The sequence below is a fragment of the Streptomyces sp. SN-593 genome (assembly GCF_016756395.1).
Classification (GTDB): domain Bacteria; phylum Actinomycetota; class Actinomycetes; order Streptomycetales; family Streptomycetaceae; genus Actinacidiphila; species Actinacidiphila reveromycinica.
The window spans coordinates 5,110,803-5,127,699 of record NZ_AP018365.1 but is presented as its reverse complement, the minus strand read 5'-3'; the positions used below and the strand labels follow the sequence as shown (position 1 = coordinate 5,127,699).

Below are 16,897 nucleotides of genomic sequence, written 5' to 3'. Positions count from 1 at the left end.
TCCCCGCCCCCGCACATCCCTCCGGGGGCGGGCCCGCCGTACGCCCCGGGTATGACGCCTGCCCGGGGCGCCCCCGACCCTCCGGGGTACGCGGTGCCGTCGGTTCCGGGACCACCCGGTGCGTCGTGGCCGATCGCGCCGCCCCCGCGCCCCTGGGCCGTGCGGGCCCTCCCGCGGACGCTCCGCCGGTGCCCCTCCCGGCCCCGCCAACTGGCCCCACCAGGCCGCCCCGAAGACAGCCGGCCGTGGAAGGCCGTGGAAGACCCGCGGTTGCCCAGGGGCGGGGATACGGTGCGGCCGGCGACCCACCGGCAGGTGGTCGCGGAACCGACGGCACGGACCACCCCGGGGGTGAGGCGCCCTCGCTCCGCCTCAACCCGCGCGGTGGACGACCGCTTCGCACAGGGCGGCCAGGGACGCCTTCGCCGGGAGGTCGGGCAGCGGCGCGAGCGCCGCCCTCGCCTCGTCCGCGTAGCGGACGGTGTCACGGCGCGCCTGCTCCAGCGCGGGATGCGCCCGCAGCAGGTGCAGCGCCTCCGCGTGGAGCGCGTCGTCCGTCAGGTCGCCGTCGAGGAGTTCGTTCAGCCGCCGGTCCTCGGGCGTCGCCGGGCCCTTTCCCTGCGCGCGCCAGCGGCGCACGTGCAGGACCGGCAGCGTCGGGATGCCCTCGCGCAGGTCCGTCCCGGGCGTCTTGCCCGACTCGTGGCTGTCGCTCGCGATGTCCAGCACGTCGTCGGCCAGTTGGAACGCCACGCCGATCCGCTCGCCGTACTGGGTGAGGACGTGGACCACCGACTCGTCGGCGCCCGACATCATCGCCCCGAACCGGCCGGACACCGCCATCAGCGAGCTGGTCTTGCCCGCGATGACCTCCAGGTAGTGGTCGAGCGGGTCGCGCCCGTCGCGCGGGCCGACGGTCTCCATGATCTGCCCGGTGACCAACCGCTCGAACGCCTCGGCCTGCACCCGCACCGCCTCGGGCCCGAGGTCCGCGAGGATGTGGGAGGCCCGGGAGAAGAGGAAGTCGCCGGTGAGGACCGCCACCGAGTTGTCCCAGCGGGAGTTGGCGCTCGGCACCCCGCGGCGCACGTCCGCCTCGTCCATGACGTCGTCGTGGTAGAGGGTGGCGAGGTGGGTCAGCTCCACGACGACGGCGGCGGGCACCACCCCCGGCGCGTGCGGGTCGCCGAACTGCGCCCCGAGCATCACCAGGAGCGGCCGGAAGCGCTTGCCGCCGGCCCGCAGGAGGTGGCGCGCCGTGTCGGTGATGAAGGGGACGTCGCTCTTGGTCGCCTCCAGCAGCCCTTCCTCCACGGCTGCGAGACCGGCCTGGACGTCGGCATCGAGGTTCTCGTCCCACACGCTCAGCCCGAAGGGCCCGACGACGGTCACGAGGGGTACTCCTGTCGCTGGTCTGGCATCTGGCGGGGTCTGCGCTTCGGGCGGCTACGGCGGCTACTACCGGGAACCGCCGCGGGGACCGTCCGGGGACGGGGACCTGCGACTGCTCCTACCGGCAGGGTAGCCGGTCACGTGTTGATCACCGCCGGGGCATCGCCCTGCGACGAGCTGCGGACGACCACCGCCCGTATCATCACGATCACCTGGTTTATTCATATATGACCCACTCGAAAGAGTGAAGAGTACGGACGGGGGAATACTCGGCCGATATCGAATGCTTGCCCGCATGCCCGGTCATCATGACGTAAGACCGCCACGCACCGTGGCGAACTACACTCTCCCCAGCAACATGTGACATGTCCTCGCTTCGGATGAACACCCGACAGAAGAAATGAGGAGGTGGACCGATGGCTGTCAACCGTGCCGACCGACGTGAAGACCTCACCGAGGACGAGGCGGAGGCCCACGTACACGGGGTGTGCTTCAAGACGGGCCCGCCCGAGCGCACCGGCGTGGAACTGGAGTGGCTGGTCCAGGACCGCTCCGATCCCCGCGCACTGATACCCGTCGAACGACTCGACGCGGCGCTCGCGCCGGTCGAGGCCCCAGGGGCACTGCCCCGGGGCAGCAGGCTCACCCGGGAACCGGGTGGCCAGGTGGAGCTGAGCTCTCCACCCGCACCCAGCCTCGCGGGGTGCGTGGCGGCGATGGCGGAAGACCTCGCCGCTCTCCGGGAGGCCGTCGAACGCGCCGGACTGGTGCTCGTCGGACACGGCCTCGACCCCCACCGCGAACCTCCCCGGGTCCTCGACCATCCCCGCTACCGGGCGATGGAGCGCTTCTTCGACCGCGAGGGCCCCTGGGGTCGCACGATGATGCGCCGCACCGCGTCCTTGCAGGTCAACCTGGACAGCGGCGAGGACCGCCCGGGCGTGACCGGCTACCGCGGCCGCTGGGCGCTGGCCCACCGGATCGGCCCGGTGATGGTCGCGGCGTTCGCGAACTCGCCCTTCCGGGACGGCAGACCGACCGGCTGGGTCTCCACCCGGCAGGCGAACTGGGCCCTGATGGACCCCGGCAGGACCCGGCAGCCGCGGCACGACGGACCGGACGAGGACCCGCGCGCCGCGTGGGCGCGGTACGCCCTGGACGCCCGGGTGCTGTGCATCCGCCAGGACGGCGGCACCGTGGGCCCTGCCGCGGAGCACGCCACGCGTCCCGGCGCGTCCTCCGCCGGCGGCCGCACCGCCGCCTCCGCTGCTCCCGGCCGCGGAAGCTCTGCCACAGGCTCTCTCAAAGGCAGTCTTGTCGGCTCTCCAAGCGGCCCGGACCGCACCGATTCCGGCGACTGGTCCGCGCCCCACGGGCTCACCTTCCGCCAGTGGGTGCGCGGCGCCCCCGGGGTCCGGCGGCCCACCGTCGCCGACCTGGACTACCACCTCAGCACCCTCTTCCCCCCGGTCCGGCCGCGCGGCTGGCTGGAGCTGCGGATGACCGACGCGCAGGACGGCGACCAGTGGATCGTGCCGACCGTGCTCGCAGCAACCCTGTTGGACGATCCGGTCGCCGCCGAAACCGCGTACGCCGCCACCGAACCGCTCGCCACGAGCGGTGATCCCCTCCCCACCGATCTCGTCTGGCGCCGTGCCGCGCGGACCGGTCTGGCCGATCCCGAACTGGCCCGGGCCGCCCGCGCCTGCTTCGCCGCCGCCGAGAGCGCCCTCGCGCGCACCGGGGCTCCCCCGGCCCTGCGGCAGGCCGTCTCCGACTTCGCCGAGCGCTATCCACAACGCGGCCGATGTCCGGCCCACGACCAGTTGGACGCGTTGAGCCGCGCCTGACCCTCCGGAAGGCTAGTCGTGACAGACCCTCGCACCCCGCACCCCGACACTGCCGAAAATCCGGCCACTCCAGCCTCTTCGACGCCCTCGGCCACACCCTCACCCCACGTCGCACCGGCGGCCCCGGCCGGCCGCGCGCCCGCGGCCCCTTCCGGCGGCCCCGGCCGTCCCGACCACCCCGGCGGCGACCCCGCCGCCCGCGCGCTGGCGGCGCTGCGGGCCGCCCGGCACCGTACCGGGCTGCTCACCGATTCCGTCACGGACGACGACCTGGTCGCCCAGCACTCCCGGCTGATGTCCCCGCTGGTGTGGGACCTGGCGCACATCGGCAACCAGGAGGAGCTGTGGCTGGTCCGCGAGGCCGGCCGGCGCGACGGCGTGCGGCCCGACCTCGACCACCTCTACGACGCGTTCCGGCACCCCCGCGCGGACCGCCCCGCCCTGCCGCTGCTCGGGCCGGCGCAGGCGCGCGCCTACGTCGCCGAGGTGCGGGAGGAGACCCTGGACGTCCTGTCCGGCATCGACACCGATCCCGCGCACCCCGAACGGCTGCTGAAGGGCGGCTTCGTCTTCGGGATGCTCGCCCAGCACGAGGCGCAGCACGGCGAGACGATGCTCGCCACCCACCAGTTGCGGTCGGGGCCGGCCGTCCTCGACGCCCCCGCGCCGCCGCCCGCGCCCGCCGACGCGGCCGGGCTGCCGCGCGAGGTCCTCGTCCCCGGCGGCCCGTTCACGATGGGCACCAGCACCGAGCCGTGGGCGCTGGACAACGAACTGCCCGCACACGAGGTGCGGGTGGCCCCGTTCTGGCTCGACACGGTGCCGGTCACCAACGGGCGCTACGCCGACTTCATCGACGCCGGCGGCTACCGCGACCCGCGGTGGTGGACGCCGGAGGGCTGGCGGCACGTCCAGGACGCCGCGCTCACGGCGCCCCTGTTCTGGTCCCGGGACGGCGACCGCTGGATCCGCCGCAGGTTCGGCCACGTGGAGGCGGTGCCGGCCGACGAGCCGGTGGTGCACGTGTGCTGGTACGAAGCCGACGCCTACGCCCGGTGGGCCGGCCGGCGGCTGCCCACCGAGGCGGAGTGGGAGAAGGCGGCGCGGTTCGACCCGGCGTCCGGCCGCTCGCGCCGCTACCCGTGGGGCGACGCGGACCCCGGCCCGGAGCACGCCAACCTCGGCCAGCGGCACCTGCGGCCGGCCGCCGCGGGCAGCTATCCCGAAGGCGCGGCGCCCAGCGGCGCCCGGCAGCTCATCGGCGACGTCTGGGAGTGGACGTCCTCGGACTTCGCGCCGTACCCGGGCTTCGCCGCCTTCCCCTACAAGGAGTACTCCGAGGTGTTCTTCGGCCCCGAGTACAAGGTGCTGCGCGGCGGTGCCTTCGGGGTGGACCCGGTGGCCTGCCGCGGCACCTTCCGGAACTGGGACTACCCGATCCGACGGCAGATCTTCGCCGGGTTCCGCACGGCGAGGGACCTGACGGACACCGAGGCGCGCACCGCGCCCGGCACCGCCGCGATCGCGAACGGCGCCTCGCGCGCCGGGGGTTCGGGGGCGACGGGCGGTGGGATCGTCTGATGTGCCGCCATCTCGCCTACGTGGGCCCGCCGTTGCCGCTGGCGCGGCTGCTCGTGGAGCCGCCGCGGGGCCTGTACGAGCAGTCCTGGCAGCCGCGCCGGCAGCGGCACGGCACGGTGAACGCCGACGGTTTCGGGGTGGGTTGGTACCCGGCGGACTCGGAAGCCGCGGTGCCCGGGGAGCCCGGGGCCGCCGCGGTGCCCGGTCCGCCGGCGCCGCATGGCCCGGCCCCGCATGACCCGGCCCCGCACGACCCGGCGCCACCCGTCCCCGCGGCGGGCGGCCCGGCCGCCCCCGCGGAACGGCCCGGTGACGAAGGGGCGGCCGTGCCCGCGCGGTACCGCCGGGCGCTGCCGGTGTGGGCCGACCCCAACTTCGCCGAGCTGGCCCGGGTGATCCGCAGCGGCGCCGTCCTGGCCGCGGTGCGGTCGGCCACCGAGGGCACCGCGCCCGACGAGTCGGCGGCCGCGCCCTTCCGGGACGGCCGCTGGCTGTTCAGCCACAACGGCGCGGTGCCGGACTGGACCCGGCTGCCGACCGGGCTCGGCTCCGCCGAACTGCTGTCCCTGGAGGCACGGTCGGACTCCGCCCTGCTGTGGGCGATGCTCGCGGGCCGGCTGCGCCGGGGCGAGCCGCCGGGGGGCGCGATCGCCGCCGTGGTCCGCGAGGTCGCCGCCGCGCGGCCCACCGCTCGGCTCAACTTCCTGCTCACCGACGGCCGTACCATCGCCGCCAGCGCGTGGGGCGACACGCTCTGGTACCGGGCCCGCCCGGGTGCGGTGGTCGTCGCGTCAGAACCCGACGACGCGGTCGGGGCCGCGCTCGGCGAGTGGCGCGAGGTCCCCGACCGTTCCCTGCTCCTGGCCACCACGGAAGGCGTGCGCGTCATCGCGCTGCGCCCCGAACGCAAGGACACCACCCCCATGAGCGACGAGAACCAGAGCCGCTTCACCCTCGACGACCGGCTGCCGGCCGGCTACTTCACCGACACGCTGCACGCCGACGTGGTCGGCGGCCTCACCGCCGCTCCGCGCACCCTGCCGCCCAAGTGGTTCTACGACAAGCGCGGCAGTGACCTGTTCGAGCAGATCACCCGGCTGCCCGAGTACTACCCGACCCGGGCCGAGCAGGAGATCCTGGTCCGCCGGGCGCCGGAGATCGCCGCGGCGACCCGCGCGGCCACCCTGATCGAGCTGGGCTCCGGCTCCTCACGCAAGACCCGGCTGCTGCTCGACGCCCTCACCGCGGGCGGCACGCTGCGCCGCTACGCGCCCCTGGACGTCAGCGCCTCGGCGCTCGAAGCGGCCGGGCGGGCCATCTGCTCCGACTACCCGGGGCTCGAGGTCTCCGCCACCGTCGCCGACTTCGAGGGCGGCATCCCGCTCTCCGACGAGCCGGGCCCGCGGCTGCTCGCCTTCCTCGGCAGCACCATCGGCAACTTCGACGGGCCGCAGCGCGCCGCCTTCTACCGCACCCTGACCCGCTCGCTGAGCAGCGACGACGTGCTGCTGCTCGGCGCCGACCTGGTGAAGGACCCCGCGGTGCTGGTCCGCGCCTACGACGACGCGGCCGGCGTCACCGCCGCGTTCGACAAGAACGTGCTGCACGTGCTGAACCGGGAGCTCGGCGCGGACTTCGACCCCGACGCCTTCGAGCACGTCGCCGTCTGGAACGCCGAGGACGAGCGGATCGAGATGCACCTGCGCTCGCGCGTCGCGCAGACCGTCAAGATCCCCGACCTCGACCTGTCCGTCGACCTCGCGGCCGGCGAGGACCTGCGCACCGAACTGTCCTGCAAGTTCCGCCGCGAGTCGCTGACCGCCGAGCTGCACGCCGGCGGTTTCACCGTCCGGCACTGGTGGACCGACGCGGCGGCCCGCTTCGCCCTGCTGCTGGCCGTGCCGAACTGACGGGCGGCACCGGCGGGCCGCACCGATCGGACCGAACCGGGCCGGCAGGCTTGGGCGTCGGGCCGGCCTCCTGACCCGCCGTCCGGCCCGCCGCACGAAGGGACCGTCCGCGCCGCCTGCCGGGCGCGGCGGTCCCGCCCGACCCCGCCCCGGCGGTTCCGTCGGTCGACGCGAACGCCCGTGCTCGGTACGTGAGTTGGGTGGACGGGCGCGGCCCGGGCGACTCCACCGCCGGCGGCGGTCCGCGGCCTGGCAAGAGTGGCGGGCAGTGTCCTTTCTCTCCTCTAGAGTGATCGGCTACAGGCGGTCGGTGAACGGTTCGGTACGGCACGGAGGTGTGCGGTGGGCGACTTCGACGCGTTCGAGCGCGAGGCGTGGGCCGGACGGGCGGAGGCGTACGCGCGGAGCTTCGGGCTGCTGTGCGCGCACACCGTGCCCATGCTGCTGGACGCCGCCGGCGTGGGGGCGGGCGTACGGGTGCTGGACGTCGGCACCGGCCCCGGCACCGCGGCGGCGCTGGCGGTGCGCCGCGGCGCGGAGGTCCACGCGGTGGACGCGGAGCCGAGCATGGTCGAGCGTGCGGCGCGGGCGGTGCCGGAGGCCGCGGTGCAGCACGCGATGCTGCCGGAACTCCCCTTCGCCGACGGCGAGTTCGACGCGGTGGTGGCGAACTTCGTGGTCAACCACGTGGGCCGGCCGGCGGACGCGCTCGCCGAGCTGCGCCGGGTGGCCGGGCCCGGCGGGCGGGTCGCGGTCACCATCTGGTCCGCGCCGCCCGCGCCCGGGCAGGCGCTGCTGGGACGGGCCCTGGAGGCGGCCGGCGCCGCCCGGCCCTCGTCCGTCCCGACGCTCGCCGCCGAGGACGACTTCGCCCGCACCGAGGAGGGCCTGACCGGGCTGCTGACGGCCGCCGGGCTGGTCGGGGCGCGCTGCGCGACACTGAGCTGGAACCACGTGGCCGACCCGGAGGTGTGGTGGTCGGGCCCGGCGGCGGGGATCGCCACGGTCGGCCAGATCCTGCACTCCCTGCCCCCGGACACCGCGGCGGAGGTGCGGCGGCAGTACGACGTGCTGGCGGCGGAGTTCCGGACCGACAGCGGCGCGCTGTCCCTCCCCCACACGGCCCTGCTCGGCTGGGCCACCACCTCCTGACGCCGCCGCCGGGCGCGCCCCGCTCAGGCGTACGGCGCGTCCGCGGTGTAGGGGATGTACGGCGACACGAAGAGGTAGTCCGGGTCGTGCCCCGGGTCGTGGCCGGTGTGCCGGGCGACCACGAACTGGAAGCCGCGGGGCGGCCGTCCGGGAAGCCCGCTGACGGCGCGGGCCACGGAGTTGCGCAGCATGCGGTAGGCGGGCGTGCGGGTGACGTCGCCGTCGAACTGGCCCAGGACCGCAACGAGTTCGTGGCACAGGTCGTAGAGGGCCTTCTCCCGGCGGCGGTTGGGGAACCACACCAGGTGCAGCGGACGGCGCGGGGTGATCGCGGAGCCCTCCTGCCAGGGGGTGGCCCGGCCCCGCGCGTCCTCGGTCCTGAACAGGACGTGGAAGTCGTGGCGGGCCGGCTCGGGCGCGAAGAAGCGCCAGTTGGGGATGAGGGCGCCGGTGCCGTCGAGGACGGCGATCCGGTTGAACTCCGGGCGCGGGTGCTGGCTGAGCACCGTGGCGGCGAACCAGGCCGCGAGGGCCCCGATCGCCGCCGCTCCGACCAGGTCGCGGCCTGCGGCCGGACCCTCACCGCTGAGCGGGGACATCGGCGGCCTCCTCCCGCTGGTCGGTGCCGTCGCGGCCGGGGCCGCCGGACCCCGCCGCGAACGCCGTGACCAGTTCCGCGACCGCGCGGGCGGACGTGCGGGCCGCGAGGACGTCGTCGCGGGAGGCGTCCACCGCGTGGACGACGGCGTGCGGGGCGCGCCGCGCGTACTGCTCCTGGAGGGCCCGCCTGGCGTCGGGCGGGGCGCCGCCCGGCTCGCACAGGACTAGGCAGGTGGGCACGGCGGCGGCCGGGACCGCGTCCTCGCCCGGCCGCGCTGCCGCGGCCCGCGCGCGCAGCGCCCGCCACTCGCCGCGGGCCGCGCTCCAGCCGGCGGCGTCGCGGTAGTGCGCGCGGGCCAGGCCGCGCACGTCCGGCGGGAGCAGGCGCAGCCAGTCCGGGTCGCGCAGCAACTGCCCGAGGCCCAGCCGCAGCGAGACCGTCATCTGGTCGAGCAGCGCGGTCACCTCGCGCTGGTCCGGGGCTCCCGCGGGGTCGTCCGCCGCCGTCCCGCCGGGTCCTTCGTCGGGGTCCGGGCGGGGGACGTCGCCGGGGTGGTGCGGGTCCACCAGGACGAGGCCGGCGAGGCGGCCCTCCAGCCGGGTCGCGGCCGAGGCGGCGATGACGCCGCCGACGCCGTGGCCGACGAGGAACGCCGGGCGGCCGCCCGCGACGTGCAGCACCAGGTCGGCGAGATCGGCCGCGGCGGCGTCCAGGCCGTGGCCGGGACCGGCGTCCGGACCGGCGTCCGGACCGGCGTGCGGGCCGGTCCGGGGCGCGGCGGTGCTGCCCGCCTGGCCGGCCCGGTGGTAGGTCACCACGCGGTGGCGCCGGGCGAGCGCGCGGACCAGCCACTCGGAGCGGTCGGGCGAATCGGCGAGCGCGCCGCAGAGCACCACGACCGTTCCCCCGTCCGCGGCAGGGCCGATGGACGGGCCGCCCGCGCCGGGAGGGCCGCCCACGGCGCCCTGGACACCGTCGGCCACCGGGCCGCCCGCCCACGGCAGGGCGTCCGCGGGGGCGGCGCCGGCGCCGGTCCCGGGCGGGTCGGCCGGGCCCGCTGGCGTCGGCGCCCCGTCGGCGCGGTCCACGGCACCCGCCCCTCCCGCGGCGGGCCAGGGGTGCGCGCCCTGCCCGGCTCCCCCGGGGACGGCGCCGGCCGCGGCCACGCCCGCGCGGGCGCCCGACGTTCCGTCGTCGAAGAGCGGGTCGAGCGGGCCGGGCGGGTCCACCCGGGGCCGACCGGGGTCGGGCGGACCGGTCACGCGGTGGACGAGGGTGGTGCCGGCCGAGGTGACGAACCGCCGTTCGTCGCCGCGCCCGCGCAGCACCGTCCGCCGGTCCCTGGCGCGCACGACGGCCCCGGCCGTCAGGGCCGCGGCCAGCGCGGCGCCGGCGGCGACCGGGAAGGTGTCGTCGCGCCGCTGCACCCCGCCGCCGGGCAGGACGCGTTCACGCGGACCGGTGACGTAGAGCACCGCCGGGTGCAGCGCGCAGAAGCCGGTGAGGAAGCGGCCCAGGCCCATCACGCCGGCGTTGGCCAGGTGGAAGCCCGCGGCGGCGGCGACCAGCGGCTTGGCGGCGCGGCCGCGGGCCAGGTGGACGGCGGGGAACGCGGACTCCAGCGCCACCACGCAGGCGCACACCGCCTTCGCGGCGCGCGGATGGTCGCGGACCAGCCGCCAGGCGCGCTCCTCGCCGTAGGAGGCGGTGCGCAGCACGCCGGGCAGGGCACGGCCGCTGCGCCAGGTCGGGCTGGACGCCTTCACCCAGCCGGAGGCGGTGTAGGACAGCACCGACTGGAGGCCGGCGAACCACAGGCAGGCGTCCACGGTACGGGGCCGGCCCTCGGCCGCCCGCGCCACCGTCGCCGCGGTCTGCACGACGAACGCGGCCTGGTCGGCGCCGTCGGTGCCGTAGTGGTTGCGCGGGTACAGCGCGAGGCAGGAGGCGCTGAGCACCAGGTCGGCGGCGAACCGGCCGCGGCGGGGCAGGGGCAGGAGCAGGGCGCCGGCCGCGGCGACGCGGGCGACGTGCAGCGTGCGGGTCACGGCGGGCCGGCCCACGGCGTCGAGCGCGGCACGGGCCGGGCGCGGCCAGCGCGCGAACTGCCCGCGGGCGACCTGCCAGTCGTTGAGGCCGCCCCGGTCGCGGTCGCCGGGCCGGGCCAGGTACTCCAGGCTCGCCACCAGGTGGTTGACCGCGCCGAACCGCTCCATGACGGTCAGCGCGGTCCCGCGGTCCACCGTGGGCGGTGCCACCGCGGCACGCAGCATCCGCTGGAGTCTCGGCACGGGTCTTCCCCTTCTCTGGGTGGGCGCGGGGCGCGGGTCGACGCGGGGGTGCGGATGACGCGGAGCGCGGTAACGCGTCGAGCGCCGCGCGCCCTCGCCGCCACCGGACGGGGAGGGCGCCGACGCCGCGTCACCGGCCGGAACCGGGAACGGAACCGGACCGGGACCGCGCAACGGTCCTTACGACGACGGCCACTCGCCGCCGGTGGCGCTGATCGAGACACTGACGGTGGAGGTCACCACGACGACGGACAGGATGGGCTGGAGCTCGGTGCTCGCCAGCCGCTGCACGTCGGTGGACCGCAGCGGCACGGCCGCCAGTTCGCTGCTGTCGTTCGCCTTCGCGGCAAGAGGGGACATGGGCTCTCCTTCGGTCGTGGCCGGCCGGCGGCCGGCCGCCGTTGCGGTCGGGCCCGGTTCCGGCCCGGAGCCGCGCCGGTCGGGCCCGGCTCGGACCCGGCCGAGGAGCGCCGGTGCGGGTGCACCGCGCCCGGACCGTACCCGGGACGCGTATCCGCGTTCCGCCGCCGTACGGCAGGACCGCTGCCGCCGGCGACGGCGTTCAGCATTGCCCACCCATCGAGCAAAGGTCAACTGATGTGAATCAGAAACAACCCGATATTCACCTGAGTTGACACCCGCTTTCCATGGAGGTCGCCAAGGGGACCACGCCGCCCGGTACAGCCGCCCCGCGACGATCCGCCGCCCCGCTGTCAGACCCCCCTGGTAGACATACCGGTGGACAGCGTGAATCACCCGCGTAGAATTGATTCAAGCAAGGAGGTGCTCTGTGGATCTTGTAGCTGTGGGACGGCGAGTCCGCGAGGAGCGCGAGCGCGCGGGCTACGGCCAGCGAGCCCTCGCCGAGCTCGCCGGCTTCTCCCAGCCGACTCTCCACCGGATCGAACTCGGTACGCGGGCGCAGGTGACCCTTGCCGAGCTCGACCGACTGGCGGACGCGCTGGACGTACCGGTACGGCAGCTCACCACGGGGAGCCCCGTGCGGGGGCGCGTGCACATCGCCGCCCGCATCGACCCGGCCGTCGCCGAGGACGACAAGGAGCGCGCGCTGCGACTGGTCGTGGAGGTACTGGAACTCGACGCGCGCCTCGACGGCGGCGCCGATGACGCAGCGGCCGCTCAGCAGCACCGCAGGCGTCTCACCGCACCGCGCCCGATCGGCACCACTCCCGAGGAGCAGGGTCGGGAACTCGCGACACACGTGCGCTCCGTGCTCGGCCTCGGCACCGCGCCGGTGGCCGATGTGGACGAGCTGATCGAGCACCTCACCGGAGTGGACACGGCGGTGCTACGCCTGCCGCAACCCGTCGACGGCTTCACCGTGACCGACCCCGCGCGGGACACGACGCTCATCGCGGTGCGCGCGTGCGACGTACCCGAGCGCCAGAGGTTCACGTTCGCCCACGAACTCGGACACCTTCTCCAGGGCGACGGCGCCGAGGTGCACCAACTGGGTGGGGCCAGGACACCGACCGAGCAGCGCTGCGACGCGTTCGCACGGCATCTGCTGGCCCCCCTGGAAGGCATCCGCACCTGGTTGGGGCCTGACGGACGGGTCGGCACCGCGGCCGGTCCGAGCGTGGACGAGCGGACCGCGGCCCTCCTCGCCCGGCACTTCCGGGTGAGTTTCCCGGTGATGCTCATCCAGTTGGAGTGCCTGGACCTCATCTCCACCGCTCGGAAGGACGCTCTCAAGGGGCCCACCGGCGTCGAACTCTCGCAGCGCTACGGCTGGGGGCCCGCGTACGAGCAGGAAATCGACGTCTCCCGGACGGTGCGGCCTCCTCGACGCATCCTGGAACGGGCGGTCAGCGCGTACCGCGGGCAACGGATCGGCGTCCGCGTGCTGGCGATGCTGGAGGGGCGCGGTGTCGAGGAGACCCAGGCCGCCCTGCGGGAGGCCGGCCTCGTGCCCGAAGTGCGTACGGCCAAGCGGGCCGACGTGACCCGCCTCGCCGCCAGATCACACTCCCGACACGAATCCGGGGATCGCTAGGACTCGCAGACGGCAACCGCCATCCCTTGGTGACGTGCCGTCGAGGCTGTACAGGGCTGCCGAACGAAGGGGTGGGGATTGCCCGAGAACCGTGACGAGGCCGTCGAGGGCGATGGTCCGTCCACCGGGCTCGACTCGCTGTGCGTGCTCGATGCGGTCATCTGCGTCCACTTCGTGGGGGCGAATCTGCAGCGGCTTCTGGTCGACGTGCTGCGGACCGCCCGCCTGGTACTGCTCGTGCCGGAGGAGGTGCATCAGGAGGTGCTCGGCAAGTCGCGCAAGTACGGTTCGATCGAGGTTCCTTGGCGTCGGTTGGTCGCGAGCGAGTGCGTGCGTGTGCTTCCCGCACTGCGCGCGGCAGCCGTGTCCCCGCGTCTCGTCGAGGTGTTCGAGGAGATCCGCGGGTTGCAGTTCGAACAGGCGTTGCGCCGTCCCAAGGACCTGGGCGAGGCGGTGGTCATCGCCCACGCCGTGGATCTTGCCGAACGCGGACATGAGGTGTACGTCGCCATCGATGACCAGGACGGCCAAGCCACCTCGGCACGTTACGACCTGACCGTGCTGACCATCGAGAACGTCCTGCAACTGGCGGTCCTGCAGGGCAGGTTCCCCACGGACGGCGATCTCCGGAAGGCGTACGCGAGGTTGCGGTCCTACGGTGACGGGCTGGTGGACTTCGGCCTCACCGACCTGCCCACGACGTTCAAGGAATGGCGGGCCGGCCAGTTCTAGGGTGCACCCGCAAAGTCCCGCTTCCCGGGGGTGGGGGCGGGACGGGGGAAGGGGCCCGGGGTGGTGGGCGGGCCCCTTCGGTGGTCGGTGTGCGGCGGGTGCGGCGGGTGCGGCCCTAGCGGACGAACACCCCCGCCTTGTCGGCCAGGTCCAGGAAGTACTGCGGGGCCAGGCCCAGCACCAGCGTGACCGCCACGCCCACCGCGATCGCGGTCGAGGTCAGCGGCGAGGGCACCGCGACCGAGGGGCCGTCGGGCTTGGGCTCGCTGAAGAACATCAGCACGATGACGCGGATGTAGAAGAACGCCGCGATCGCCGACGAGATCACCCCGACGATCACCAGCGGCATCGCGCCGCCCTGCGCCGCCGCCTTGAAGACCGCGAACTTCCCCGCGAACCCGGACGTCAGCGGGATGCCGGCGAACGCCAGCAGGAACACCGCGAAGACCGCGGCGACCAGGGGCGAGCGGCGGCCCAGACCCGCCCAGCGGGACAGGTGGGTGGCCTCGCCGCCCGCGTCGCGCACCAGGGTGACCACCGCGAACGCGCCGAGGGTCACGAAGGAGTACGCGGCGAGGTAGAAGAGCACCGACGAGACGCCCGACCGGTCGGTGGCGATCACGCCGGCCAGGATGAACCCGGCGTGCGCGACCGACGAGTACGCGAGCAGCCGCTTCACGTCGGTCTGGGTGACCGCGATGACCGCGCCGATGACCATCGTGGCGATCGCCACGCCCCACATCACCGGCCGCCAGTCCCAGCGCATGCCGGGCAGCACCACGTACAGCAGTCGCAGCAGCGCGCCGAACGCGGCGACCTTCGTGGCCGCGGCCATGAACCCGGTGACCGGGGTGGGCGCGCCCTGGTAGACGTCCGGCGTCCACATGTGGAAGGGCACCGCGCCGACCTTGAACAGCAGCCCGACCGCGACCATCGCCAGCCCGATCAGCAGCAGCGCGTCGTTCCCGGTGGTGTCGGCCAGCGCCGGGGTGATCTTCGCGGTGCCGTCGATCACCGAGGAGATCCCGGAGTACGACACGGTGCCCGCGTACCCGTACAGCAGCGCGATACCGAAGAGCAGGAACGCCGACGAGAAGGCGCCGAGCAGGAAGTACTTGACCGCGGCCTCCTGCGACATCAGCCGGTTGCGGCGGGCCAGCGCGCACAGGATGTACAGCGGCAGCGAGAAGACCTCCAGCGCGACGAAGAGCGTCAGCAGGTCGTTCGCCGCCGGGAAGACCAGCATCCCGCCGACCGCGAAGAGCAGCAGCGGGAAGACCTCGGTGGTGGTGAACCCGGCGCGCACCGCGGCCTTCTCCTGGTCGCCGCCGGGCACCGCGGAGCCCTGGGCGGCGAAGGAGTCGACCTGCCGGCCGTGCGCCTTGGGGTCGAGGCGGCGCTCGGCGAAGGTGAACACCGCGACCAGCCCCACCAGCAGGATGGTGCCCTGGAGGAACAGCGCCGGCCCGTCCACCGCGACCGCGCCCATCGCCGCGATGTGCGCCTTGGTGGTGCCGTACCCCTTCTCGGCGAGTGCCACCACCGCGGCGAACGCGGCGGCCAGACCGACCACGGCCAGCACCACGTGCGCGGTGTAGCGGGACCGGCGGGGCACGAACGCCTCGACGAGCACCCCGAGCATCGCCACGCCGAAGACGATCAGCACCGGCGAGAGCTGCGCGTACTCGACGTGCGGCGTGGGGAAGCGGTCCGTGGAGGACGCGGCGCTCGTCCACAGGGTGTGGACGGCGGGTCCCGTATGCAGTGCGGCGCTCACTTCTTCGCCTCCAGCGCGGGCTTGGGGTCGGTCTTGTGCACGTCGGAGAGCGTGTGCCCGACCGACGGGTTGACGATGTCCGCCACCGGCTTCGGGTACACGCCGAGGAAGAGCAGCAGCGCGATCAGCGGCGTGACCACCACCAGTTCGCGTGCCTTCAGGTCGGCCATGCCCTCGATGCCGGCCTTGACCGGGCCGGTCATGGTGCGCTGGTAGAGCACCAGCACGTACAGCGCGGCGAGCACGATGCCGAGGGTCGCGACGATGCCCAGCACCGGATGGCGGCTGAACGTGCCGACCAGCACCAGGAACTCGCTGACGAACGGCGCGAGCCCCGGCAGCGACAGCGTGGCCAGGCCGCCGATCAGGAAGGTGCCGGCGAGCACCGGCGCGACCTTCTGCACCCCGCCGAAGTCGGCGATGACCCGCGACCCGCGCCGGGTGATCAGGAACCCGGCGACCAGCATCAACGCGGCCGTGGAGATGCCGTGGTTGACCATGTAGAGCGTCGCGCCGGACTGGCCCTGGCTGGTCATCGCGAAGATGCCCAGGATGATGAAGCCGAAGTGCGACACCGACGCGTACGCGATCAGCCGCTTGATGTCGCGCTGGCCGACCGCGAGCAGGGCGCCGTAGATGATGCTGATCACCGCGAGCACCAGGACCACCGGGGTCGCCCACTTCGACGCCTCCGGGAAGAGCTGGAGGCAGAAGCGCAGCATCGCGAAGGTGCCGACCTTGTCCACCACCGCGGTGATCAGCACCGCCACCGGCGAGGTGGCCTCGCCCATCGCGTTCGGCAGCCAGGTGTGCAGCGGCCACAGCGGCGCCTTCACCGCGAAGGCGAAGAAGAAGCCGAGGAACAGCCACCGCTCGGTGGAGGTGGCCAGGTGCAGGTGACCGGCGGCGCGGGCGGACAGGATCTCCTGCAACGAGAAGGTTCCGGTGCCCAGTTGGCTGGCGGTGGCGGCGTACAGCCCGATCACCGCGGCCAGCATGATCAGCCCGCCGACCAGGTTGTAGAGCAGGAACTTCACCGCCGCGTACGACCGCTGGCGGGCCGCCTCCTCCTCACCGGCCGCGTGCGCCCGGTCGCCGAAGCCGCCGATGAGGAAGTACATCGGGATCAGCATGGCTTCGAAGAAGATGTAGAAGAGGAAGACGTCGGTGGCCTCGAAGGAGAGCACCACCATCGCCTCGACCAGCAGGATCAGCGCGAAGAAGCCCTGGGTGGGCCGCCAGCGCCGGTTGGGGTCGGGCCCCTCCAGCGGGTCGGCGTCGTGCCAGCCGGCGAGCATCACGAACGGGATCAGCAACGCGGTCAGCGCGACCATGACGACCGCGATGCCGTCGACTCCCAGGTCGTAGTGGAGGCCGAAGCTCTTCACCCAGGTGTGCGACTCGGTGAGCTGGTAGCGGTCGCCGTGCGGATCGAACCGCACCATCGCGACGATCGCCAGCACCAGCGTGCCCAGCGAGAAGGCCAGTGCCGTGTACTTGGCGGCGGCCCTGCGCGCGGCGGGCACCGCGGCGGTGGCGACGGCGCCGACCGCGGGCAGTACCGCGGTGGTGGTCAGCAGAGGAAACGACATGA

12 protein-coding genes and 1 pseudogene are annotated in these 16,897 nt (G+C 74.4%); 7 read left to right on the top strand and 6 right to left on the bottom strand.

Annotated elements, in window-relative coordinates:
- Positions 1 to 372 precede the first annotated feature (372 nt).
- Positions 373 to 1,392, bottom strand: a complete 1,020-nt coding sequence (locus RVR_RS21650) for a polyprenyl synthetase family protein (RefSeq protein ID WP_202235431.1) — start codon at positions 1,390 to 1,392, stop codon at positions 373 to 375.
- A 416-nt stretch (positions 1,393 to 1,808) separates the two neighbouring features.
- Between RVR_RS21650 and egtA the strand changes: the two genes are divergently transcribed.
- The 5 genes and pseudogenes from egtA to RVR_RS21630 all read left to right on the top strand — a co-directional run bounded on the left by egtA (position 1,809) and on the right by RVR_RS21630 (position 7,885).
- Positions 1,809 to 3,242 (top strand): ergothioneine biosynthesis glutamate--cysteine ligase EgtA, encoded by a 1,434-nt coding sequence (egtA, locus tag RVR_RS21645; RefSeq protein ID WP_202235430.1) that lies wholly within the window; start codon positions 1,809 to 1,811, stop codon positions 3,240 to 3,242.
- A gap of 204 nt (positions 3,243 to 3,446) precedes the next feature.
- Positions 3,447 to 4,823 carry an ergothioneine biosynthesis protein EgtB gene (gene egtB, locus RVR_RS21640; RefSeq protein WP_237405363.1) on the top strand — a complete coding sequence of 459 codons (1,377 nt, stop codon included), beginning with the start codon at positions 3,447 to 3,449 and terminating at the stop codon, positions 4,821 to 4,823.
- Positions 4,823 to 5,635 (top strand): annotated as a pseudogene (locus RVR_RS37810) (class II glutamine amidotransferase); the annotation flags it as partial. The gene egtB and the pseudogene RVR_RS37810, both read left to right, overlap by 1 nt.
- A 111-nt stretch (positions 5,636 to 5,746) precedes the next feature.
- Positions 5,747 to 6,733: an L-histidine N(alpha)-methyltransferase gene (gene egtD, locus RVR_RS37805; protein WP_430393243.1), complete on the top strand. Its 987-nt coding sequence runs from the start codon at positions 5,747 to 5,749 to the stop codon at positions 6,731 to 6,733.
- Between the two features lie 342 nt (positions 6,734 to 7,075).
- The gene (locus RVR_RS21630) at positions 7,076 to 7,885 is read left to right on the top strand and encodes a class I SAM-dependent methyltransferase (protein ID WP_202235427.1); all 810 of its coding nucleotides are present in this window, start codon (positions 7,076 to 7,078) and stop codon (positions 7,883 to 7,885) included.
- Positions 7,886 to 7,908: 23 nt separating this feature from the next.
- On the opposite strand, the gene RVR_RS21625 is transcribed toward RVR_RS21630, so the two are convergent.
- The 3 genes from RVR_RS21625 to RVR_RS21615 all read right to left on the bottom strand — a co-directional run bounded on the left by RVR_RS21625 (position 7,909) and on the right by RVR_RS21615 (position 11,137).
- A complete protein-coding gene (locus tag RVR_RS21625) occupies positions 7,909 to 8,484 on the bottom strand; it encodes a hypothetical protein (RefSeq protein ID WP_202235426.1) in 576 nt (191 codons plus the stop codon).
- Positions 8,465 to 10,777 (bottom strand): alpha/beta fold hydrolase, encoded by a 2,313-nt coding sequence (locus RVR_RS21620; protein WP_202235425.1) that lies wholly within the window; start codon positions 10,775 to 10,777, stop codon positions 8,465 to 8,467. The genes RVR_RS21625 and RVR_RS21620 overlap by 20 nt, the downstream gene beginning before the upstream one ends.
- Positions 10,778 to 10,957: 180 nt before the next feature.
- Positions 10,958 to 11,137 (bottom strand): hypothetical protein, encoded by a 180-nt coding sequence (locus tag RVR_RS21615; RefSeq protein WP_202235424.1) that lies wholly within the window; start codon positions 11,135 to 11,137, stop codon positions 10,958 to 10,960.
- A gap of 445 nt (positions 11,138 to 11,582) precedes the next feature.
- Here RVR_RS21615 and RVR_RS21610 point away from each other — a divergent pair, with 445 nt between their 5' ends.
- Both RVR_RS21610 and RVR_RS21605 read left to right on the top strand, forming a co-directional pair.
- Positions 11,583 to 12,794: a helix-turn-helix domain-containing protein gene (locus RVR_RS21610; RefSeq protein ID WP_202235423.1), complete on the top strand. Its 1,212-nt coding sequence runs from the start codon at positions 11,583 to 11,585 to the stop codon at positions 12,792 to 12,794.
- A gap of 78 nt (positions 12,795 to 12,872) precedes the next feature.
- Entirely contained in the window at positions 12,873 to 13,526 is a 654-nt protein-coding gene (locus RVR_RS21605) for a PIN domain-containing protein (RefSeq protein WP_202235422.1), read from the top strand.
- Positions 13,527 to 13,641: 115 nt separating this feature from the next.
- Here the strand turns inward: RVR_RS21605 and nuoN are convergent, their stop codons facing one another.
- Both nuoN and RVR_RS21595 read right to left on the bottom strand, forming a co-directional pair.
- Positions 13,642 to 15,303 (bottom strand): NADH-quinone oxidoreductase subunit NuoN, encoded by a 1,662-nt coding sequence (nuoN, locus tag RVR_RS21600; protein ID WP_430393159.1) that lies wholly within the window; start codon positions 15,301 to 15,303, stop codon positions 13,642 to 13,644.
- On the bottom strand, positions 15,300 to 16,895 hold the full coding sequence (locus RVR_RS21595) for an NADH-quinone oxidoreductase subunit M (protein ID WP_202235421.1): 1,596 nt from the start codon (positions 16,893 to 16,895) through the stop codon (positions 15,300 to 15,302). Before RVR_RS21595 ends, nuoN begins: the two co-directional genes overlap by 4 nt.
- Between the last annotated feature and the right edge of the window lie 2 nt (positions 16,896 to 16,897).